20 protein-coding genes are annotated in these 20401 nt (G+C 65.1%); 16 read left to right on the top strand and 4 right to left on the bottom strand.

Going from position 1 to position 20401, the window contains the following annotated elements; genetic code table 11:
* Nucleotides 1–7 precede the first annotated feature (7 nt).
* Nucleotides 8–1066: an aminoglycoside phosphotransferase family protein gene (locus NX780_RS06855; protein WP_258827101.1), complete on the bottom strand. Its 1059-nt coding sequence runs from the start codon at nucleotides 1064–1066 to the stop codon at nucleotides 8–10.
* A gap of 97 nt (nucleotides 1067–1163) precedes the next feature.
* Here NX780_RS06855 and NX780_RS06850 point away from each other — a divergent pair, with 97 nt between their 5' ends.
* The 5 genes from NX780_RS06850 to NX780_RS06830 all read left to right on the top strand — a co-directional run bounded on the left by NX780_RS06850 (nucleotide 1164) and on the right by NX780_RS06830 (nucleotide 7174).
* Nucleotides 1164–3443, top strand: coding sequence for an LPS-assembly protein LptD (locus tag NX780_RS06850; RefSeq protein ID WP_258827100.1), 2280 nt, complete (start codon nucleotides 1164–1166; stop codon nucleotides 3441–3443).
* Nucleotides 3444–3591: 148 nt separating this feature from the next.
* A complete protein-coding gene (locus NX780_RS06845) occupies nucleotides 3592–4965 on the top strand; it encodes a peptidylprolyl isomerase (RefSeq protein ID WP_258827099.1) in 1374 nt (457 codons plus the stop codon).
* A 4-nt stretch (nucleotides 4966–4969) separates the two neighbouring features.
* Nucleotides 4970–6013 carry a 4-hydroxythreonine-4-phosphate dehydrogenase PdxA gene (gene pdxA, locus NX780_RS06840; protein ID WP_370663585.1) on the top strand — a complete coding sequence of 348 codons (1044 nt, stop codon included), beginning with the start codon at nucleotides 4970–4972 and terminating at the stop codon, nucleotides 6011–6013.
* Between the two features lie 24 nt (nucleotides 6014–6037).
* On the top strand, nucleotides 6038–6805 hold the full coding sequence (gene rsmA, locus NX780_RS06835; RefSeq protein WP_258827098.1) for a 16S rRNA (adenine(1518)-N(6)/adenine(1519)-N(6))-dimethyltransferase RsmA: 768 nt from the start codon (nucleotides 6038–6040) through the stop codon (nucleotides 6803–6805).
* 195 nt (nucleotides 6806–7000) lie between these two features.
* Nucleotides 7001–7174, top strand: a complete 174-nt coding sequence (locus NX780_RS06830; protein WP_258827097.1) for a hypothetical protein — start codon at nucleotides 7001–7003, stop codon at nucleotides 7172–7174.
* A gap of 168 nt (nucleotides 7175–7342) precedes the next feature.
* Here NX780_RS06830 and NX780_RS06825 read toward each other — a convergent pair whose 3' ends face one another.
* Together NX780_RS06825 and NX780_RS06820 are read right to left on the bottom strand one after the other, a co-directional pair.
* The gene (locus tag NX780_RS06825) at nucleotides 7343–7987 is read right to left on the bottom strand and encodes a hypothetical protein (RefSeq protein ID WP_258827096.1); all 645 of its coding nucleotides are present in this window, start codon (nucleotides 7985–7987) and stop codon (nucleotides 7343–7345) included.
* A 10-nt stretch (nucleotides 7988–7997) separates the two neighbouring features.
* A complete protein-coding gene (locus NX780_RS06820) occupies nucleotides 7998–8588 on the bottom strand; it encodes a hypothetical protein (RefSeq protein WP_258827095.1) in 591 nt (196 codons plus the stop codon).
* Between the two features lie 225 nt (nucleotides 8589–8813).
* Here NX780_RS06820 and NX780_RS06815 point away from each other — a divergent pair, with 225 nt between their 5' ends.
* On the top strand, nucleotides 8814–9527 hold the full coding sequence (locus NX780_RS06815) for an HAD family hydrolase (RefSeq protein ID WP_258827094.1): 714 nt from the start codon (nucleotides 8814–8816) through the stop codon (nucleotides 9525–9527).
* Nucleotides 9528–9624: 97 nt separating this feature from the next.
* Nucleotides 9625–10641 carry a heat-inducible transcriptional repressor HrcA gene (gene hrcA / locus NX780_RS06810; protein WP_258827093.1) on the top strand — a complete coding sequence of 339 codons (1017 nt, stop codon included), beginning with the start codon at nucleotides 9625–9627 and terminating at the stop codon, nucleotides 10639–10641.
* A gap of 69 nt (nucleotides 10642–10710) precedes the next feature.
* Here hrcA and fur read toward each other — a convergent pair whose 3' ends face one another.
* Nucleotides 10711–11139 (bottom strand): ferric iron uptake transcriptional regulator, encoded by a 429-nt coding sequence (gene fur, locus NX780_RS06805; protein ID WP_258827092.1) that lies wholly within the window; start codon nucleotides 11137–11139, stop codon nucleotides 10711–10713.
* Nucleotides 11140–11231: 92 nt separating this feature from the next.
* Between fur and NX780_RS06800 the strand changes: the two genes are divergently transcribed.
* From NX780_RS06800 to NX780_RS06760, 9 genes are all read left to right on the top strand, one after another.
* On the top strand, nucleotides 11232–11870 hold the full coding sequence (locus NX780_RS06800) for an outer membrane protein assembly factor BamE (RefSeq protein ID WP_258827091.1): 639 nt from the start codon (nucleotides 11232–11234) through the stop codon (nucleotides 11868–11870).
* A gap of 5 nt (nucleotides 11871–11875) precedes the next feature.
* Nucleotides 11876–12682, top strand: coding sequence for a 4-hydroxy-tetrahydrodipicolinate reductase (dapB, locus tag NX780_RS06795; protein ID WP_258827090.1), 807 nt, complete (start codon nucleotides 11876–11878; stop codon nucleotides 12680–12682).
* Nucleotides 12682–13008: a barstar family protein gene (locus tag NX780_RS06790; RefSeq protein WP_258827089.1), complete on the top strand. Its 327-nt coding sequence runs from the start codon at nucleotides 12682–12684 to the stop codon at nucleotides 13006–13008. Before dapB ends, NX780_RS06790 begins: the two co-directional genes overlap by 1 nt.
* Before the next feature lie 146 nt (nucleotides 13009–13154).
* On the top strand, nucleotides 13155–15797 hold the full coding sequence (gene leuS, locus NX780_RS06785; RefSeq protein WP_258827088.1) for a leucine--tRNA ligase: 2643 nt from the start codon (nucleotides 13155–13157) through the stop codon (nucleotides 15795–15797).
* Nucleotides 15798–15800: 3 nt separating this feature from the next.
* Entirely contained in the window at nucleotides 15801–16310 is a 510-nt protein-coding gene (locus NX780_RS06780) for an LPS-assembly lipoprotein LptE (protein WP_258827087.1), read from the top strand.
* Nucleotides 16311–16323: 13 nt separating this feature from the next.
* The gene (gene holA, locus NX780_RS06775; RefSeq protein WP_258827086.1) at nucleotides 16324–17337 is read left to right on the top strand and encodes a DNA polymerase III subunit delta; all 1014 of its coding nucleotides are present in this window, start codon (nucleotides 16324–16326) and stop codon (nucleotides 17335–17337) included.
* 80 nt (nucleotides 17338–17417) lie between these two features.
* Nucleotides 17418–18683, top strand: coding sequence for a glutamate-5-semialdehyde dehydrogenase (locus NX780_RS06770; protein ID WP_258827085.1), 1266 nt, complete (start codon nucleotides 17418–17420; stop codon nucleotides 18681–18683).
* A 14-nt stretch (nucleotides 18684–18697) separates the two neighbouring features.
* Nucleotides 18698–19111, top strand: a complete 414-nt coding sequence (locus tag NX780_RS06765) for a CopD family protein (protein ID WP_258827084.1) — start codon at nucleotides 18698–18700, stop codon at nucleotides 19109–19111.
* A gap of 83 nt (nucleotides 19112–19194) precedes the next feature.
* The gene (locus NX780_RS06760; protein WP_441294992.1) at nucleotides 19195–20400 is read left to right on the top strand and encodes a THUMP domain-containing class I SAM-dependent RNA methyltransferase; all 1206 of its coding nucleotides are present in this window, start codon (nucleotides 19195–19197) and stop codon (nucleotides 20398–20400) included.
* Nucleotide 20401: the final 1 nt, after the last annotated feature.

The following is a 20401-nucleotide window of genomic DNA, read 5'->3' as shown; positions in this document are numbered from 1 at the left end:
CCCGTCTTCAGAAGGTGTAGCCGACCGAGGGCGCCTTGTCCTCGAGCGCGTCGAGCAGGCGCAGCAGGGGCTTGAGTTCGGTATAGCGGTTGGCGGTCTTGCGCACGTAGTCCATCACGGTCGGCAGGTCGCCCATGTAGTTCGGCTTGCTGTCGCGGTAGTTCAGGCGGCAGAAGATGCCGAGGATCTTCAGGTGGCGCTGCAGGGCCATGAATTCGAAGTCGCGGTAGAAGGCGTCGATGTCCGGGTTGACCGGCAGGCCGAGCTGCTTGGCGCTCTGCCAGTAGCGCACCACCCAGTCCAGCACGATCTCTTCGTCCCACTGCACGTAGGCGTCGCGCAGCAGCGAAGCGAGGTCGTAGGTGACGGGGCCGTAGACGGCGTCCTGGAAGTCCAGCACGCCCGGGTTGCCCTGCTCGAGCCACATCAGGTTACGCGAGTGGAAATCGCGGTGCATGTAGACCTGGTTCTGGGCCAGCACATTCGCGCAGATGGCGTCGAAGACCTTGTCCAGGGTGGCCTGCTGCTTCTCGTCCAGCGTCACGCCGAGATGCTTCCCGATGTACCACTCCGGGAAGATGTTCAGCTCGCGCATGACGAAGGCGCGGTCGAATTCCGGCAGCACGCCCGGCTGGCTGGCCAGCTGGAATTTGAGCAGCGCGTCGACCGCGTCCGAATACATGAAGGGTGCGTTGTCCGAATCCAGGCGCTGCAGGTAAGTTGTCACGCCGAGGTCGGACAGCAGCAGGAAGCCGCTCTCGACCTTCTGCGCGACGATGGCCGGCACCGTCACGCCGGCCTGCTGCAAGAGGCCCTGCACGTGGAGGTAGGCCGGCACGTTCTCGCGCTCGGGCGGGGCGTCCATCGCCACCAGGGTGGCGCCGAGCTTCTCGCGCATCCCGGGGACGACGTCGTAGCGGAAATAGCGGCGGAAACTGGCGTCCGCGGACGCCGGGCGGCCGGTCCCGACTTCCACCAGGCCCGTCGTGGCGAGCCATTCGGTCAATTGCTGCAGGCGCGCATCCTGGCCGCCGGAAGTGGAAGTATTTTGATACAAAGAAGACATGTAGACGGCCTGGTGAATCGGGTTGGTTGAGCTAATTCCCATATAATAAGGGATTCATTCTAAAAATACCGCCCTTTATGGCGTACGCAGATTCTCCATGAGCTGGATTGCAGCCCACCAATTTCCCTCTCGACAGGTGTTCAAACCGACTGCACTGGCAAGCGCCGTTGCCATCGTCGTGGCCGCCGCATCGAACCCAGCGTACGCGCAGACCGTCGCTCCCGCGCCACATCCGGACGAGCAGAACCTGCCGATCACCATCCAGGCCGAAGACATCAGCGGCCGTCCGGACCGCCAGCTGAACCTGGAGCGCAATGTCGAACTGACACGCGGCCAGACCCGCCTCACCGCCGACAGCGCCTGCTACTTCCGTATCGAAGACCAGGTCACGGCCACCGGCAACGTCAATATGTGGCGCTTCGGCGACCGCTACAAGGGCGACGAGCTGCAGCTCAACCTGGAGACCGGCAAGGGCTATGTGCTGCGTCCCGAGTACCGGCTGCAGCTGAACAACGCCCAGGGCAATGCCTCGCGCATCGACTTCCTCGGCGAAGACGTGGCGCTGGTGCGCGACGGCACCTACAGCACCTGCGAAGGCCCGGACCCGGACTGGTACCTGAAATCGAGCACCCTGCGCCTGGACAGCGGGCGCGACGTCGGCCTGGCCGGCAAGACCGTCATCTATTTCAAGGACGTGCCCATCCTCGGCACCCCGGCCCTGTCGTTCTCGCTGTCGGGCGCGCGCCGCTCCGGCTGGCTGGCGCCCACCGTGGGCTTCGGCTCCAAGGGCAAGGCCGAGATCATGGTGCCCTACTACTTCAACATCGCGCCCAACCGCGACCTGACGGTCTACCCGCGCTATATGTTCGACCGCGGCCTGCAGCTGGGCGCCACCGGGCGCTACCTCGGCATGACGGAGCGCGGCGGCTACCAGGGCGAGACCCACATCGAGGGCCTGCGCAACGACCGCGAGACCGGCGAAGACCGCTGGCGCGTCGACTCGATCCACACCCAGGGCCTGGCCCCGGGCTGGTCCTTCGGCTGGAACCTGCATGGGGCGTCGGATGACGAATACCCGTCCGATTTCTCGCGCACCGTGGCGGTCAGCGCCGAACGCCAGCTGCTGCGCGAGGTCCGTACCGACTACAGCGGCCAGTACTGGAACCTGACCGCGCGCGCCCAGAACTACCAGGTGCTGCAAGATCCGGCGGCGACGCCGACCAATGGCCTGTTCGTGCCGCGTCCCTACGACCGGCTCCCGCAGATCAACTTCCACGCGGGCCGCTACGACGTGGCCGGCTTCGACTGGGCGGTCGACACCGAGCTGGTACGCTTCTGGCACCCGGACCTCGTGCGCGGCAACCGCGCCGTGGGCGTGGCCCAGTTGAGCTATCCGATCGTGCGTCCGGGCTGGTTCATCACGCCCAAGGTGATCGGCCACTACAGCAAATACGACCTGGACCAGCACAACTACACCGGCGAGCGCAAGCTCTCGCGTAGCCTGCACACGGCCTCGCTCGATGCCGGCCTGGTGTTCGAGCGCGAGACCACGCTGTTCGGCCGGGCCATGTCCCAGACCCTGGAGCCGCGCCTGTTCTACGTGAAGACGCCGTACAAGGACCAGAGCGCCTTCCCGGTCTTCGACACCGGCCGTACCGGTTTCAACTACGCCCAGCTGTTCTCCGAAAACCGCTACGTCGGCCCGGACCGGGTGTCGGACGCCAACCAGCTGACCGCCGCCGTGGTGTCGCGCTTCATCCAGCCTGACGGCGCCGAGCGCCTGCGCCTGGCCTTCGGCCAGCGCATCTATTTCGACGAGCCGCAGGTGCACCTGCCGAACGAGCCGGAGCACCAGAGCCGTTCCGACGTGCTGGTGGCGGCCTCGGGACGCATTTCCGAGACCTGGAGCTTCGATAGCGGCGTACAATATGACGCGACCGGCAGCAATCTGTACAGCTCGAACCTGAGCATGCAGTGGCAGCCGGCCCGGATGAAGGTCCTGAACGCCGAGTACCGTTATCAGCGCGACAGCTTCCGCAACGTCGACCTGTCCGGCCAGTGGCCGCTGTCCAAGCGCTGGTATGGCGTCGGCCGCGTGAGCTATGCGCTGCGCTCGTACACGGTCGGGAATGCGACGCCGGGCAAGGGCAAGCTGCTCGAGAGCCTCATCGGGCTCGAGTACAAGGCCGACTGCTGGGTGTTCCGTTTCGGCGCCCAGCGTTTCGTGACCGCCGCCCAGACCACGTCGACGCCGATCTTCTTCCAGCTCGAGCTCAACGGCCTGTCGCGCCTGGGCCTGGGCAGCAATCCGCTCGAGACATTCAACAAGAGTGTCCCGGGCTATACGCAGCTGAACACCAATGTGGGTCGACCTTAAGCCTGGCTTATCCAAACTACAATTAGTTAAGTAAAACTGATGCGAGCCGGTCGCCAAAAACCGGCTCCTTTAAGCCAAACTTAACAGCGTGTCCCTAAACTGATCCAGTTTTGCCGAACAATCTTTCACCTGAATGAGTGCTTTCCAGATGATGCGTTCCACCCGTTTGCACCACATTACCCTCGCAGCGGCACTGCTGTGCTCGCTTACCGCCGGCCAGGCGCTGGCCCAGGAAGCGGCCAAGCCGGGCAGCGGCTTCCTGCCGCCGGCATCGAGCAATGCCAAGGTGATCGATTCGATCCACGTGGTCGTCAACGATGAAGTGATCACCAAGAACGAGGTGCGCAACCGCCTCGCCGCCACCACCCAGAACCTGAAGGCGCGCAATATGCAGATGCCGGACCAGTCGGTACTGGAGCGCCAGGTGGTCGAGTCGATGATCATCGAGCGCGCCCAGCTCCAGCTGGCCAAGGAAATGGGCGTGCGCGTCAGCGACCGCCAGCTCGACGCCACCATCGGCCGCATCGCCGAGAACCAGAAGATGTCGGTGCAGGAGATGCGCAACCAGATGGAAAAAGAGGGCATGACCTTCGCCCAGTTCCGCGAAGACATCCGCAACGAGATCATGCTGAGCCAGCTGCGCGAGCACGAGGTCGACGCCAAGGTGCAGGTCTCGGAAGCCGAGATCGACACCTACCTGGTCGCCTCCAAGGCGGCGGCCGCCGAGAAGGTCGAGATGAACCTGGCGCAGATCCTGGTGGCGGTGCCCGAGAACGCCTCGCCCGAACAGATCGCCGCACGCCGCGCGCGCGCCGAGGAAGTGGCGCGCCAGCTGCGCACCGGCGCCGACTTCGCCAAGATGGCCGCCACTTACTCCGACGCGCCGGACGCCCTCAAGGGCGGCGATATCGGCTGGCGCGATCCGGACCGCCTGCCGCCGGTGTTCGCCACCGAGCTGCGCAAGCTGAACGCGGGCCAGGTCACCCCGATCATCAAGACCAACGTCGGCTTCCACATCCTGAAGATGGCCGACAAGCGCAGCCTGGCCGAGGCGGCCGAAGGCGGCGCGGAAGTGATCCAGCAGACCCGCGCCAGCCACATCCTCATGAAGCCGACGCCGACCATGGACGTGGCCGCGGTCAAGCGCAAGCTCCTCGAGATCAAGGAAAAGATCGCCAACAATGCCGGCACCTTCGAGGAACTGGCGCGCCAGTACAGCCAGGACAACATCACCGCCGTCAAGGGCGGCGACCTGGGCTGGCTGGCGCCGGGCGACGCCGGCCCCGAGTTCGACCAGGCCTTCGCCAGCCTGAAGCCGGGCGAGGTGTCGGACGTCATCGAATCGCCCTTCGGCTACCACCTGATCCGCGTGGCCGAGCGCAAGAGCGAAGACGTGAAGCAGCAGAAGGAGCGCAATGTGGCGCGCCAGGTCCTGCGCGAACGCAAGATTCAGGAAGCGATGGAAGACTGGATCCGCCAGGTGCGTGACCGCGCCTACGTCGAGTTCCGCGAAGAGGCGTAAGCGCATGACGATGCTGGGCAGCACGCGGCCGGCCCTTGCGATCACGGTCGGCGAGCCGGCCGGCATCGGTCCCGAAATCGCGATCCGCGCGGCCTGGGCGATGCGCGGGGAATCCAATTGCGTGCTGGTCGGCGACGCCGCCTTCCTGGCGCTCACCGCCGGCCTGATCGACCCCGCCATCCGCCTGTCGGCGCTGTCGATCCAGGCCCTGCGCAACGGCGGCCTGCCGCACTTCGGCAAGGAGCGGCTGGCCGTCATCGACGTGCCGCTCGCCGCCCACGTGCTGCCCGGCACCTTGAACCCCGAAAACGGCCGCGCCGTGCTCGACACCCTCGACCTCGCGATCGAGGGCGCCCTCGCGGGCTGGTTCGAGGGCATCGTCACCGCGCCGCTCCAGAAAAGCACGATCAACGACGCCGGCGTGGCGTTTTCCGGCCACACCGAATACCTGGCCGAGAAGACGAATACAGCGAAGGTCGTGATGATGCTGGCGGGCCAGCCCGGCGGCGGCCAGCCCTATCTGCGCGTGGCCCTGGCCACCACCCACCTGCCGCTGAAGGACGTGCCCGCCGCGCTCACGCGCGAGAACCTGGCGCAGGTGATCGGCATCATCGACGCCGACCTCAAATCGAAATTCGGCATCGCCGCGCCGCGCATCCTGGTCACCGGCCTGAACCCGCACGCGGGCGAGAACGGTTACCTGGGCCGCGAGGAAATCGAGGTCATCACGCCGGTGCTGGAGGAGGCACGGGCGCGCGGCATCGACGCGCGCGGGCCTTACCCGGCCGACACCCTGTTCCAGCCCAAGTACCTGGAGGGCGCCGACTGCGTGCTGGCCATGTACCACGACCAGGGCCTGCCGGTCCTGAAGCACGCGACCTTCGGACGCGGCATCAACGTCACCCTCGGCCTGCCCATTGTGCGCACCTCGGTTGACCACGGCACCGCGCTGGACCTGGCGGCCCGGGGCCTGGGCCTGGCCGACTGCGGCAGCATGATCGAGGCGATCCGCGCCGCCATGCAGATGGCGCATGCGCGCCGCGCCTGAAGCAATCAACAAGAAGAGAAACAGATGAAACACGTCGCCCGCAAGCGCTTCGGCCAGAACTTCCTGACCGACGACCACGTCCTGAACAACATCATCGATTCGATCGCGCCGCGCCGCGGCGAGGCGATGGTCGAGATCGGCCCGGGCCTGGCCGCCATGACGGCGCTGCTGCTCAAGCAACTCGACCACATGCACGTGGTGGAACTGGACCGCGACCTGGTAGCGCGCCTCGAAAAAGCCTATCCGCGCGAGAAACTCACCGTGCACTCGGGCGACGCCCTGAAGTTCGACTTCGCCTCCATCCCGGTGCCGGAAGGGCGGAAGCTGCGCATCGTCGGCAACCTGCCCTACAACATCTCGAGCCCGCTGCTGTTCCACCTGGCGGCCTTCTCCTCCCTGGTCGAGGACCAGCACTTCATGCTGCAGAAAGAGGTGGTGGAGCGCATGGTGGCCGAGCCCGGCACCAAGGCCTACAGCCGCCTGTCGGTGATGCTCCAGTGGCGCTACGACATGGACCTGCTCTTCATCGTGCCGCCCACGGCCTTCGACCCGCCGCCCCAGGTCGACTCGGCCATCGTGCGCATGATCCCCAAGCGCCAGATGCTCGAGGTGGACGGCGACACCCTGGAAAAGGTCGTGGCCAAGGCCTTCTCGCAGCGGCGCAAGGTGATCCGCAACTGCGTGGCGGGCATGTTCACCGAGGCGCAGCTGGTGGAAGCGGGCATCGATCCGGGCGCCCGTCCCGAGGCTGTCGGCCTCGAGCAGTACGTCGCGCTCGCCAATCTGCTCTGATGCCGCCGGGTGGCCGGCCTTGCCGGTCACCCTCTGATTTTTGCGGCGCACAATCGCCGCACATCCCCCATTTTCGCCCTTCACCCTCCCATTCCTGCAGTCCGTCGCACCTTGCTGGAGTGAGGGAGAGCCATTGGCTACAGTGCTTCCATCGACAGGCCGTTTTGGCCCGCAAATTCACCGAAGGAGCACGACATGAACGTCCTCAAGCACATGGAAGCCATCTTCCTCGCCGCCCTGGTCCTCGCCGGCGCCAGCAGCTTCGCCAATGCCGCTACCACTCGCGCGGCTGACGCCTACAACGCCCAGGTCTCGGTCGGCGCCTCGCAGGTCGCCGTAGTGAAGGTCAGCGCCAAGCGCGCCAACTGATCGGCCGCCGCGTCCGGCACAGGGACGAAAAAAAAGCCCGCTGTTGAAGGCGGGCTTGAAATCCAATTCTTTTCTGAGGAGAGTTGGAGGAGACAGGAGTAAGTATGCTGCGTCACAGCATATAAGTCCAATTCTCTTTTCGCATATTTATCATACGTTTTTGATATATCACACCGGAACGCAGTTGACGTCGACGTTGGTCACGGCGTTATCGCCCATGGTGCCGGTGGCATTGACCACGGTGCAGAAGCGGCCGACCGGTTGGGTCAGCACCGTCACGCCGTAGGTCACGCCATAGGGAACCTTGACCGGCAGGTCGTAGCGGAAGGGCTTGGCGGCCTTGATGGCGTCGAGGGATGGGGTATAGGTGCCGGTATTGCTGCCGTTGGTCAGCACCAGGCCGGTGTTGGCTTCCGTCAGGCCGGTAATGGTGCCGCCGACTGCTGCAGTGTTGATGTAGCACATCAGGCGCACGTCGATGGTGGCCAGGCGGCCGGCGGTGTCGGTCCGGCCATCCGCCACCTCGGGATCCGCTCCGCAGGTCTGGTGGGCCGGCTGGGTCTTGATGGAGACGTTGTAGACTTCGCCATACTCGATCTTGTTCGGGAAGGAAAAATTCACGCGATCGGTGGCATTGGCCGGCGGATTCAGCGTCAGGTCTTGTCCGCCATTATTCTGCAGCACGAGACCGGGATAGAGCAGGCCGCCGACGGAACCCGCCACCGTGAACTTGTCGTCGTCGCCACCGCCGCAGGATGCCAGGGCCAGCGCCAGGACCAGCGCGCCGGCCGGACGAATCAGGTAAGACTTCATGCATTGCTCCTTAAGTGCGGGGACCGCAGGTGACCGCCACATTGGTGACGTCGTTCGCGCCCATCGTGCCGGTGCCGTTGGCGACGGTGCAGGTCTGGTTGTCGGGCTGGGTCAGGATGGTGATGCCGTAGGGGGCGTCTTCGTCGATCTTGAGCATCGAGAAGGTGGTCGCGCCGGCCGGAACCGGAACCCGGGTCGAGCCGTTGATCAGCACCAGGTTGGCGCCGGTCAGGCCGGTGACGGTGCCGCGCAGCTCGTGCTGCTTGAGCGTGCAGATGATGCGGACGCTGAGCACGTCGTAGACGACGCGACCGGTGTTATAGAAGGGTTCGCACTTCTCGGCATTGCTCGGAATGCTCTTGACCTGCACGTCGTACTTGTCGTCGGATTCCAGCAGGCCAGGGAAATAGAATTCGCCGGTGCCGGTGCCGGTGGGGGTGACCGCCAGGTCGGAGCCGCCGTTGTTGGTCAGGACCAGGCCGGTCTTGGTGACGCCGGAAAACTGGCCGCCGAGCAGCATATTGCCGTCACTACCGCCGCAGGCGGACAGCGTCAGCGCGCATGCCAGTGCAGCACCGGCACGCAGGTAAGAACTCTTCATAATTTCTCCAAAATCTGACGGGTAGGGCGCGCAAGATGCCGCGAGAAAGTAATTTGGACGCGCGCCTTGACTGATAATCGCCCAACATTTTAGTCCATTTGGCAAGCAGCTGGACGGTTTCCCTTTGTATCACGGTGTAACCAACTGCAGATGCAAAGGCGCGTCCGATTGCTTTCCATGCCAGTGCTCGCTATGCTTGGCCAGACCACTTCCACCAATACAACCATGAGCTCCCCGCGCCGCCCCTGGCCCAAGGCCGTCCTGTTCGACCTCGACGACACCCTGTGGCCAATCGCCCCCGTGATCCTGGAGGCCGAACAGATCCTGTTCGCCTGGCTGCGCGAGAACGCGCCCCGGGTGGCGCAGCAGTACACCATCGAGACCCTGCGCCAGGCCCGGCTCGAGCTGCTGGCGCGCCAGCCCGAATTCCAGCTCGACCTCGGCGCCCTGCGCCGCGCCGGCCTGATCGCCGCCTTCGAGCAGGCCGGCGAGGATTCGGCCAAGGTGGAACTGGCGATGACCGAGTTCTTCGCCGCCCGCAATGCCGTGATCCCCTATGACGACGTGCTGCCGGGCCTCTTGCGCCTGAAAGGCCGGGTCCGCATCGGTTCCGTCACCAACGGCAATGCCGACCTGCAGACCATCGGCCTGGCGCGCCATTTCGACGCCTCGGTGTCGGCGCCCGCCTTCGGCGTGGCCAAGCCGAATGCCGCCATCTTCCTGGAATGCTGCCGCCAGCTGGGCGTGGCGCCGGGGGAGGCGGTCTATGTCGGCGACGACCTGCGCCTGGACGTCTACGGCGCCCAGCGCGCCGGTCTCAGGGCTGTGTGGATGAACCGTACCGGCCAGGTGAACTACCTGCCGGACGAGGTCAAGCCCGATGCCGAGGTGCACGACCTGGACGGCCTGCTCGATTGGCTCAAGCGCGAGCACGGATGACTGGCGCCCCCAAGGGCTGAACGTGCATAATATATGGACACACCATAGACACACCTTCCGCGTGTCTCCATCGCGCACCGTCACTCTGTTAGCCTGAATGCAACTCGAACCCCGCGCCCAGACCTTGCTCAAAGCCCTCGTCGAGCGCTATATCGCCGACGGCCAGCCGGTCGGCTCGCGCGCGCTCTCGAAGATCTCCGGCCTCGACCTGTCGCCGGCCACGATCCGCAACATCATGGCCGACCTCGAGGAAATGGGCTATGTCGCCAGTCCGCACACCTCGGCCGGCCGCATCCCGACCCCGCGCGGCTACCGCCTGTTCGTCGACACCCTGCTCACCGTGCAGCACCTCGACGAGCATGCGGTCGGCGCCCAGAACATGCGGCTGCCAAGCCAGCAGCCGCAGAAGATCATCGCCAACGCGGCCCAGATGCTGTCCTCGCTGTCGCAGTTCGCCGGCGTGGTGCAGAGCCCGCGGCGCGAATCCGTGTTCCAGCAGATCGAATTCCTGCGCCTGTCCGAGAAGCGCATCCTGCTCGTGATCGTCGACCCGCGCGGCGACGTGCAGAACCGCCTGCTGCTCACCGAAGTCGACTACACCCCGGCCCAGCTGATCCAGTCGGCCAACTACCTGAACCAGAACTACGCCGGCCTGACCTTCGACGAAGTGCGCGCCCGCCTGTCCGGCGAGCTGGCCCAGCTGCGCGACGACATGGGCCGCCTGATGCAGGTGGCGGTCGAGGCGGGGAGCGAGGCGATGTCCGAAGGCGACGACATGGTCATCGCCGGCGAGCGCAACCTGCTGTCGGTATCCGACCTGTCTTCCAACATGAGTTCGCTGCGCCAGATGTTCGAGATGTTCGAGCAGAAGACCGGCCTGATGCAGCTGCTCGACGTGTCGAGCAAGGCGGGCGGGGTGCAGATCTTCATCGGCGGCGAATCCAAGCTGGTGCCGATGGACGAGATGAGCGTGGTGACGGCGCCCTACGAGGTCAACGGGCGCATCGTGGGCACGCTGGGGGTCATCGGGCCGACGCGCATGGCCTATGAGCGCGTGATTCCGATCGTGGATATCACGGCGAAGCTCCTGTCGAATGCCTTGAGCCAGAATTGAAATTGGGGGAAGAATGCCGACGGCATTGTTCCCCCAATAGTGTAAAAGCGCGTGTAAAAGCGCGTAAATCTACTGCTTGCGCGGGCAGCCTACCTTCACGCAATTTCCGTAGATCGCCAGCGAATGCTCGGCAATCTTGTAGCCGCGCTCCACGGCGATCTTGTGCTGGCGCGACTCGATTTCTTCGTCGTAGAACTCTTCCACGTGGCCGCAGTCAAGGCAGACGAGGTGGTCGTGGTGCGAGCCGGCGTTGAGCTCGTAGATGGCCTTGCCGGTCTCGAAGTGGTTGCGGTTCAGCAGGCCGGCCTGCTCGAACTGGGTCAGGACACGGTAGACGGTGGCCAGGCCCACGTCCATATTGTCGGCCAGCAGAATCTTGTAGACGTCTTCCGCCGTCAGGTGCCGTACGGCGCTGTTCTGGAAGATTTCCAGGATTTTCAGGCGCGGCAGGGTAGCCTTCAGGCCGCTGGCCTTCAGGTCGGTCGGGTTGTTACTCATGGCGGTCGCTCACGTTTTGTTGCTCGTAGTTTTGCATAGTGCTTTATGATATAGCGTTTTGGAGCTCCCGCTCAAACGATTTGAGGTTACCTATGCATGTCAAACAAGCCGTTCTCCGTCGCGGTTTCCAGAAACGGGCAGCCATCGCCGCTGGTCTCGCGTGCGTCCTGACCCTGTCCGGCTGCGCCGCCTGGCGCAACCAGACCCGTCCCGCGCCGCCGGCGAGCACCGATCCGGCCGTCCAGGCCGCCGCTGCCGAGAAAGCGGCCGCCGCCGCGAATGCGGGCGCCCAGACCGTCCAGGCAACCAAGCTGCAGAAGTTCTTCTGGATCTTCTCGCCCTACCGCCCCGACATCCAGCAGGGTAACTTCGTGTCCCAGGAAATGCTCGACCAGCTGAAGGTCGGCCAGAGCCGCGAGCAGGTGCGCTTCCTGCTCGGTTCGCCGCTGCTGACCGACGTCTTCCATGCCGACCGCTGGGACTACCCCTTCTACCTCGCGCGCGGCAACGGCGAGCTGACCACCAGCCGCGTTACCATCTACTTCAAGGACGACAAGGTCGAGCGCTTCGAAGGCGGCAACCTGCCGAGCGAGCGCGACTACATCGAACGCATCGCCGGCCCGATCCGCGGCGCCAAGCAGCCGATCCTGCCGCCGAAGGCGCCCGAGCGCGGTCCGGTGACGATCGAGGGCAGCAGCAACGATCGAAACCCGGACGGAACCAGGAACTGACAGGCATGAGTACTTTGCGTATCGCCGTCGCCGGCGCCAGCGGCCGCATGGGCCGCATGCTGGTCGAAGCCATCACGAACGCCCCCGACGCCACCCTGGCCGGCGCCCTCGACCGCGCCGGCTCGCCGTCCATCGGCCAGGACGCCGGCGCCTTCGCCGGCCAGCCGACGGGCGTCATCATCCAGTCCGACTTCGCGGCCGCCCTGAAGGACGCCGACGTCCTGATCGACTTCACCCGTCCGGAAGGCACCCTCGAGCACCTGGCATACTGCGCGGCCAACAATGTGCAGCTGGTGATCGGCACCACCGGTTTCGATGAGGCCGGCAAAGCCGCCATCCGCGCGGCCGGCGAGAAGGTCGGCATCGTGTTCGCCCCGAACATGAGCGTGGGCGTGAACGTCACCCTCAAGCTGCTGGAAATGGCGGCGAAGAGCTTCAGCGAAGGCTACGACATCGAGATCGTCGAGGCGCACCACCGCCACAAGGTCGACGCGCCGTCCGGCACCGCCCTGAAGATGGGCGAAGTCATCGCCGACGCCCTGGGGCGCGACCTGAAGGAATGCGCCGTCTACGGCCGCGAAGGCGTGACCGGCGAGCGCGACCCGTCCACCATCGGCTTCGCCACCGTGCGCGGCGGCGACGTGGTGGGCGACCACACCGTCATGTTCCTCGGCACGGGCGAGCGCATCGAGATCAGCCACAAGTCCAGCAGCCGCGTCACCTATGCCCACGGCGCGCTGCGCGCCGCGCGCTTCCTGGCCGGCAAACCGAACGGCCTGTTCGGCATGGATGACGTACTGGGGCTGAACTGATGGCAGTCGTCCAGCTGAACGGCGCGGCCATCGTCGATGAAGCGTCCTTCCACGCCGAATCGCGGCGCGCCTTCGGTTTCCCGGAGGGCTATGCCGACTCGATCGACGCCTGGGTGGACTGCATGAGTTACCTGCGCGACGAGGAGAACATGACGCGCTTCCAGCTCAAGCCGAACGAGGTGCTGGAAATCGTCTTCCTGGACGCCGACAAGGTGAAGGCCGCCGTGCCCGAACTGCTGGAGGAAATCGCCTTCTGCGTGGGCGGCATCAACGAGCGCTACGAGGATTACGGCGAAAAGCCGGCCCTGAAGCTGACGCTGCGCTAGGCGTGGTTTTGTTTCCTTGATAACCGCCATCCCTGCTCCCGCAGGCATGGCGGTTTTTCATTCCGCGCTGCACGTCAGCCTTTCGCCGCAGTGCAAAATGAACCAGTATAATGTCCGGTTCCACCCTCATTACGTCTGCAGAAATCATGCAAGAAAAATATAGTCCAGCCGAAGTCGAACAGGCCGCCCAGGCCTACTGGAAGTCGATCGACGCCTACAAGGCCGTCGAGCACGACCCGCGTTTCCCGAAAGGCAAGTATTACGCCTGCTCGATGCTGCCTTACCCGTCGGGCAAGCTGCACATGGGCCACGTGCGCAACTATACGATCAATGACGTGATGTACCGCTACCTGCGGATGAACGGCTACAACGTGCTGATGCCGATGGGCTGGGACGCCTTCGGCATGCCGGCCGAGAACGCGGCGATGGCCAACAACGTGCCGCCGGCCGAGTGGACCTACTCGAACATCGCGCACATGAAGAAGCAGATGGAATCGATGGGCCTGGCCATCGACTGGTCGCGCGAGATGACCGCCTGCAAGCCGGAATACTACAAGTGGAACCAGTGGATGTTCCTCAAGATGCTCGAGAAGGGCATCATCTACCAGAAGACCGGCACCGTGAACTGGGACCCGGTGGACCAGACCGTGCTGGCGAACGAGCAGGTGGTGGACGGCCGCGGCTGGCGCTCGGGCGCGCTGATCGAGAAGCGCGAGATCCCGATGTACTACGTGCGCATCACCGAGTACGCGGACGAGCTGCTGGAATACGTGGAAAACAAGCTGCCGGGCTGGCCGGAGCGCGTGCGCGTGATGCAGGCCAACTGGATCGGCAAGTCGACCGGCGTGCGCTTCGCCTTCCCGCACCAGATCAAGGACGCCTCGGGTGAGCCGATCAACGACGGAAAGCTGTACGTCTTCACCACCCGCGCCGACACCATCATGGGCGTGACCTTCTGCGCCGTGGCGGCCGAGCACCCGCTGGCCCAGCACGCCGCGCAGGACAACCCGGAACTGCAGGCCTTCATCGCCGAGTGCAAGCTCGGTTCCGTCATCGAAGCCGACATGGCGACGATGGAGAAGAAGGGCATGCCGACCGGCCTGTCCGTCACCCACCCGGTCACGGGCGAGCAGGTCCCGGTCTGGGTCGGCAACTACGTCCTCATGACCTATGGCGACGGCGCCGTGATGGGCGTGCCCGCGCACGACGAGCGCGATTTCGGCTTCGCGAAGAAATACGATCTGCCGATCAAGCAGGTGGTGGCTGTCGAAGGCCAGGAATTCTCCCTGGATGCCTGGCAGGAGTGGTACGGCGACAAGGAGCAGGGCAAGACCATCAACTCCGGCAAGTACGACGGCCTCGATTACATCTCGGCGGTCAACGCCGTGGCCGGCGACCTGGCCGCACAGGGCCTGGGCGACAAGAAGGTCACCTTCCGCCTGCGCGACTGGGGCATTTCGCGCCAGCGCTACTGGGGCACCCCGATCCCGATGATCCACTGCGGCGACTGCGGCGCCGTGCCGGTCCCTGAACAAGACCTGCCGGTCGTGCTGCCGGAACACCTGGTCCCGGACGGCACCGGCAACCCGCTGAACAAGGACGAAGCCTTCCTGGCCTGCTCTTGCCCGAAGTGCGGCAAGCCGGCGCGCCGCGAGACCGACACGATGGACACCTTCATCGATTCGTCCTGGTACTACATGCGCTATACCTCGCCTGGTTCGAGCGAGAAGATGGTCGACGAGCGCAACGACTACTGGATGCCGATGGACCAGTACATCGGTGGCATCGAGCACGCGGTCATGCACCTGCTGTACGCGCGCTTCTGGACCAAGGTCATGCGCGACTTCGGCCTGCTGAAGTTCGACGAGCCCTTCGTCAACCTGCTCACGCAAGGCATGGTGCTGAACGAGACCTACTACCGCGAAGACGAGTCCGGCAAGAAGACCTGGTTCAACCCGGCCGACGTGGAACTCACCTTTGACGACAAGGGCCGCCCGCAGAGCGCCGTCCTGAAATCGGACGGCCAGCCTGTGCACATCGGCGGCACCGAGAAGATGTCGAAGTCGAAGAACAACGGCATCGACCCGCAGGCCCAGATCGAGCAGTACGGCGCCGATACCGCGCGCCTGTTCACCATGTTCGCCTCGCCGCCGGAACAGACCCTGGAGTGGTCGAACAGCGGCGTCGAAGGCGCGAGCCGCTTCCTGCGCCGCGTCTGGGCCTATGGCTACGCGCAGCGCGAGCGCATCGCCGCCGCCCTGAAGGGCCAGCAGCAAGGTTCGCTCGACGACGCCCAGAAAACCCTGCGCCGCGAAGTGCACAAGGTGCTGCAGCAGGCCGACTACGACCTGAAGCGCATCCAGTACAACACGGTGGTGTCGGCCTGCATGAAGATGCTCAACACCCTCGAGTCGGCCAAGCTGGCCGACGGTGTCGCATCGGATGCGGTGATTGCCGAAGGCTTCTCGATCTTCCTGCGCCTGCTGAACCCGGTGGCGCCGCACATCACCCACGCGCTGTGGACCGACCTGGGTTACGCCGCCGTCTACGGCGACATCCTGAACGTGCAGTGGCCGGAAGTCGACCCCGCCGCGCTGGAGCAGTCGGAGATCGAGCTGATGATCCAGGTGAACGGCAAGCTGCGCGGTTCGGTAAAAGTGGCCAAGGATGCCGACAAGGCGAGCATCGAAGCCGCCGCGCTGGCCGAGGAATCGGTCAGCAAGTTCATCGAGGGCACGCCGAAGAAGGTCATCGTCGTCCCCGGTAAACTCGTCAACATCGTGGTGTAAGCCATGAAGACCACCGTGGTGCGAGCAGTAGCAGGTCTCTTGTTTGCCGCAACCCTGGCGGGCTGCGGCTTCCAGCTGCGCGGTTCGAGCGGCCAGTACAACATGCCCTTCCAGAGCATCTACCTGGCCTTCCCCGAGACCTCGCCGCTGGGCACGGAGCTCAAGCGCAACCTGCGCGCGGGCGACACCGTGCGCATCGAGAACGACGCCTCGAAGGCGCAGGCGCTGTTCGACGTGCTGGGCGAATCGCGCGGCAAGTCGATCCTGTCGCTGAACAGCCTGGGCCGGGTGCGCGAATACTCGCTCAGCTACACGCTGGTCTTCCGTGTGCGCGACGCCAACAACAAGGAACTGCTGGCGCCGACCGAGATCACCCTGCGCCGCAATATCGCCTTCGACGAATCGCAGGTGCTGGCCAAGGAATCGGAAGAGGCGCTGCTGTACCGCGACATGCAGTCCGACCTGGTGCAGCAGATCCTGCGCCGCCTGGCTGCCATCAAACCCGCCGCCTGAAAGAGATGAAGTAATGCAGCTGCGGCCCGAGGCCCTCGAGGGTCACCTGGCCAAGGGCCTCGCGCCCTTGTACGTGATCACCAGCGACGAGCACCTGCTCGCGCTGGAAGCGGCCGACCGCATCCGCCGCACCGCCCGCGCCCAAGGCTATACGGAGCGCGACGTGCTCACGGTCGAGCGCAACTTCAAGTGGGGCGAGCTGCTGGCGGCGAACCAGGCCATGTCCCTGTTCGGCGACAAGAAGCTGATCGAGCTGCGCATCCCGGGCGGCAAGCCGGGCAAGGACGGCAGCGCCGCGCTGCAGAGCTATGCGAAAGACCTCGGTCCGGACAACCTGACGCTCATCACCCTGCCCAAGCTGGACTGGCAGACGGCGAAGGCGTCCTGGGTGACGGCGCTGCAGCAGGCCGCGGTCTACATCGAGATCCCGAACGTGGAACGCGCCCAGCTGCCGGGCTGGATCGGCATGCGCCTGGGGGCGCAGCAGCAGAGCGCCGAGCGCCAGAGCCTGGACTTCATTGCCGACCGCGTCGAAGGCAACCTGCTGGCGGCGCACCAGGAAATCCAGAAGCTGGGCCTCTTGTACGAGCCGGGCAAGCTGAGTTTCGAGCAGGTGCACGACGCCGTGCTGAACGTGGCGCGCTACGACGTGTTCAAGCTGTCGGAAGCCATGCTGGCGGGCGACGCGGGACGGCTGGCGCGCATGCTCGACGGCCTGAAAGGGGAGGGCGAGGCCCTGCCCCTGGTTCTGTGGGCCGTCAGTGAAGAAATCCGCACGCTGCTAAAATTGAAATCCGGGATGGCGCAGGGCCGGCCGCTGGGCGCCCTGCTGAAGGAATACCGCATCTGGGGTCCGCGCGAGCGCATGATGGAACCGGCCGTGCGGCGCGTGTCGATCGCCACGCTCGAGGCCGCGCTGCAGGAGGCGGCGCAGGTGGACCGCATGGTCAAGGGCCTGCGCGCGAAGGCGTTTGCGGGCGATGCGTGGGATGCGATGCTGCAGCTGGCATTGCGGGTGGCGCGGTAATCGTTCGCGGCTGTTCCCGGGCTGCTTGAACGCGTGGGCGGAGGACCGCCCACCCTACGAAACCCATTACGGGGATGACGATGGATATCACTGAATACATGCACGCGATGGGCCGCAAGGCGCGGCTCGCTTCGCGCGCGATGGCGCGCGCCGACGGCGCGACGCGCAACCGTGCGCTGCTCCTGATTGCCGACGCCATCGAGCGCGACGCCGATTCCTTGCGCGCCGCGAACCGGCAGGACATGGAGGCCGCCCGCGCAGGCGGCCTGGAGCCGGCCCTGCTCGACCGTCTCGCCTTGTCCGACAGCGCCATCAAGACCATGGTCGAAGGCCTGCGCCAGATCGTGACCCTGCCCGACCCGGTCGGCGAGATCACCAACATGAAATCGCGCCCGAGCGGCATCCAGGTCGGCCAGATGCGCGTGCCGCTGGGCGTCATCGGCATCATCTACGAAGCCCGCCCGAACGTGACGGTCGATGCGGCCGGCCTGTGCATCAAGAGCGGCAACGCGGCCATCCTGCGCGGCGGCTCGGAAGCCATCCACTGCAACCGCGCGCTGGCGAAACTCGTGAGCGAAGGTTTGGCTGGCGCCGGCCTGCCGCTGGACGCCGTGCAGGTGGTCGACACCACCGACCGCGCCGCCGTGGGCGCCTTGATCACCATGCCGCAGTACGTGGACGTGATCGTCCCGCGCGGCGGCAAGGGCCTGATCGCGCGCCTGATGGAAGAGTCCACGGTCCCGATGATCAAGCACCTGGACGGCATCTGCCACGTCTATATCGACGACAAGGCCGATCTGGCCAAGGCGCTGCCGGTGGCCTTCAACGCCAAGTGCCACCGCTATGGCACCTGCAACACGATGGAAACCCTGCTGGTCGCCCGCGCGATCGCCCCGACCGTGCTGCCCCAGCTGGCCACCCTGTACGCGGAAAAACAGGTCGAGCTGCGCGCCGACTACGAGGCGCATGCCATCCTGGCCGGCTACCCTTACCTTGCGCAGGCGACGGAACAGGACTGGGCCACCGAATACCTGGCCCCGATCCTGGCGATCCGCGTGGTCGAGGGCCTGGACGCGGCGATCGACCACATCAACACCTGGTCCTCGAAGCACACCGAGTCCATCGTCACCGAAGACTACAGCGCCGCGCTGCGTTTCCTGCGCGAAGTCGATTCCGCCTCGGTGATGGTGAACGCCTCGACCCGCTTCGCCGACGGCTTCGAATACGGCCTGGGCGCCGAGATCGGCATCTCGAACGACAAGCTGCACGCGCGCGGTCCGGTCGGGCTGGAAGGGCTTACCTCGCTGAAGTACGTCGTCTTCGGCCACGGCGAAATCCGCCAATAACAATAAGGAAATGCATGTACCTCTGGATCAAGGCCCTGCACATCGTCTTCATCGCCTCCTGGTTCGCCGGGCTGTTCTACCTGCCGCGCATCTATGTGAACCTGGCGCAGGAAAGCAATCCGGCGGTCATCGAGCGCCTGCTGGGCATGGCGCGCCGGCTGCTGCGCTTCACCACCATCCTGGCCGTGCCGGCCCTGCTGCTGGGCATCTGGCTGTGGCTGGGCTACGGCATCCGGGGCGGCTGGCTGCACGCGAAACTGGCGCTGGTGATCCTGGTGATCGGCTACCATCATGCCTGCGGCTCGCTCCTGAAAAAGTTCGAAGCAGGGCAGAACAAGCGCAGCCACAAGTGGTTCCGCTACTTCAATGAAGTGCCGGTCCTGCTGCTGCTGGCGATCGTCATCCTGGTCGTCGTCAAGCCTTTCTGAACTGCATTAATTGAATCGATTGCCGCCGGTGCGGACCGGCGGTCTGTAACGCATTATTCATCAACGGACAAAGGGTACTCCTCATGGCCTCCTACTTTTGCCCATGCCCGCGCGGCATGGAAGCGGCGCTTGCCGAAGAACTCGGCGAAATCGCCCAACAAAGCACCACGATGCGGGTGCACAACCAGGTGCCGGGCGGCGTGCACTGCTCCGGTTCGCTGGTCGATGCCTACCGCATCAACCTGCACTCGCGCATCGCCTCCCGTGTGCTGATGCGCATGGGCCAGCGCAGCTACAACAACGAAAACGACATCTACGACCTGGTGCTCGAGCAGCCCTGGGAAGACTGGTTCGGCGTGAACCACACCATCCGCGTGGACGTCACCGCCGTGAAGTCGCCGCTCAAGAGCCTCGAGTTCACCACGCTCAAGATCAAGGACGCCGTCTGCGACCGCTTCCGCGACCAGTTCAACAAGCGTCCCTCGGTCAACACCCGCGAGCCGGACATGCGCATCGTCGGTTTCCTCGACCAGCGCAACTTCATCATCTACCTCGACACCTCGGGCGAGGCCCTGTTCAAGCGCGGCTGGCGCGAAGAGACCGGTGACGCGCCGTTGCGCGAGAACCTGGCCGCGGGCATGCTGCGCGTGGCCGGCTGGAAGCCGGGCGTGCCGCTGTTCGACCCGATGTGCGGCTCCGGCACCATCCTCGTCGAAGCGGCGCAAATGGTGCAGGGCATCCCGCCGGGCGCGCGCCGCCGCTTCGCTTTTGAAAAATTCGCCGATTTCGACCGCGAGGCCTGGGCCGCGCTGAAGGCCGAGATCAAGCCGAACCCGATTCCTTCCGAGCCGACCATCTTCGGCTCCGACATCTCGGGCGACATGGTCGCGATGACGCGCCACAACCTGAAGGTGGCCGGCATCCTGTTCGACGTGCCCCTGAAGCAGATTGAGGCCCAGCACGTCTCGCCGCCGACATCGGCGCCGGGCATCCTGCTGACCAATCCTCCCTACGGCGAGCGTATCGGCGTGCGCGGCGACTCGACCGTGCCGCAGGACGAGATGGCGGTGTCCTTCTACTCGGCGCTGGGCACCACGCTCAAGCAGCGCTTCGCCGGCTGGACCGCTTTCCTGTTCACGGCGGACCTGCAGCTGCCGAAGCTCCTGCGCCTGAAGGAAGCGCGCAAGACTCCCTTCTTCAACGGCGCGCTCGAATGCCGCCTGTTCCGCTTCGATATGGTGGCCGGTTTCAACCGCCGCGAGGAAGCCAAACCCAAACAGGAACAATAAG

The sequence above is a fragment of the Massilia agri genome (assembly GCF_024753255.1).
In the GTDB taxonomy this organism is placed as follows: domain Bacteria; phylum Pseudomonadota; class Gammaproteobacteria; order Burkholderiales; family Burkholderiaceae_D; genus Telluria; species Telluria agri.
Note: the sequence above shows the minus strand (reverse complement) of the source record. Positions and strands in the feature narration are given on the sequence as shown.

Coding starts and splice junctions, on each gene's coding strand:
- NX780_RS06855 (WP_258827101.1), bottom strand. CDS start 1,066: ATGTCTTCTTTGTATCAAAATACTTCCACTTCCGGCGGCCAGGATGCG.
- NX780_RS06850 (WP_258827100.1), top strand. CDS start 1,164: ATGAGCTGGATTGCAGCCCACCAATTTCCCTCTCGACAGGTGTTCAAA.
- NX780_RS06845 (WP_258827099.1), top strand. CDS start 3,592: ATGATGCGTTCCACCCGTTTGCACCACATTACCCTCGCAGCGGCACTG.
- pdxA (WP_370663585.1), top strand. CDS start 4,970: ATGACGATGCTGGGCAGCACGCGGCCGGCCCTTGCGATCACGGTCGGC.
- rsmA (WP_258827098.1), top strand. CDS start 6,038: ATGAAACACGTCGCCCGCAAGCGCTTCGGCCAGAACTTCCTGACCGAC.
- NX780_RS06830 (WP_258827097.1), top strand. CDS start 7,001: ATGAACGTCCTCAAGCACATGGAAGCCATCTTCCTCGCCGCCCTGGTC.
- NX780_RS06825 (WP_258827096.1), bottom strand. CDS start 7,987: ATGAAGTCTTACCTGATTCGTCCGGCCGGCGCGCTGGTCCTGGCGCTG.
- NX780_RS06820 (WP_258827095.1), bottom strand. CDS start 8,588: ATGAAGAGTTCTTACCTGCGTGCCGGTGCTGCACTGGCATGCGCGCTG.
- NX780_RS06815 (WP_258827094.1), top strand. CDS start 8,814: ATGAGCTCCCCGCGCCGCCCCTGGCCCAAGGCCGTCCTGTTCGACCTC.
- hrcA (WP_258827093.1), top strand. CDS start 9,625: ATGCAACTCGAACCCCGCGCCCAGACCTTGCTCAAAGCCCTCGTCGAG.
- fur (WP_258827092.1), bottom strand. CDS start 11,139: ATGAGTAACAACCCGACCGACCTGAAGGCCAGCGGCCTGAAGGCTACC.
- NX780_RS06800 (WP_258827091.1), top strand. CDS start 11,232: ATGCATGTCAAACAAGCCGTTCTCCGTCGCGGTTTCCAGAAACGGGCA.
- dapB (WP_258827090.1), top strand. CDS start 11,876: ATGAGTACTTTGCGTATCGCCGTCGCCGGCGCCAGCGGCCGCATGGGC.
- NX780_RS06790 (WP_258827089.1), top strand. CDS start 12,682: ATGGCAGTCGTCCAGCTGAACGGCGCGGCCATCGTCGATGAAGCGTCC.
- leuS (WP_258827088.1), top strand. CDS start 13,155: ATGCAAGAAAAATATAGTCCAGCCGAAGTCGAACAGGCCGCCCAGGCC.
- NX780_RS06780 (WP_258827087.1), top strand. CDS start 15,801: ATGAAGACCACCGTGGTGCGAGCAGTAGCAGGTCTCTTGTTTGCCGCA.
- holA (WP_258827086.1), top strand. CDS start 16,324: ATGCAGCTGCGGCCCGAGGCCCTCGAGGGTCACCTGGCCAAGGGCCTC.
- NX780_RS06770 (WP_258827085.1), top strand. CDS start 17,418: ATGGATATCACTGAATACATGCACGCGATGGGCCGCAAGGCGCGGCTC.
- NX780_RS06765 (WP_258827084.1), top strand. CDS start 18,698: ATGTACCTCTGGATCAAGGCCCTGCACATCGTCTTCATCGCCTCCTGG.
- NX780_RS06760 (WP_441294992.1), top strand. CDS start 19,195: ATGGCCTCCTACTTTTGCCCATGCCCGCGCGGCATGGAAGCGGCGCTT.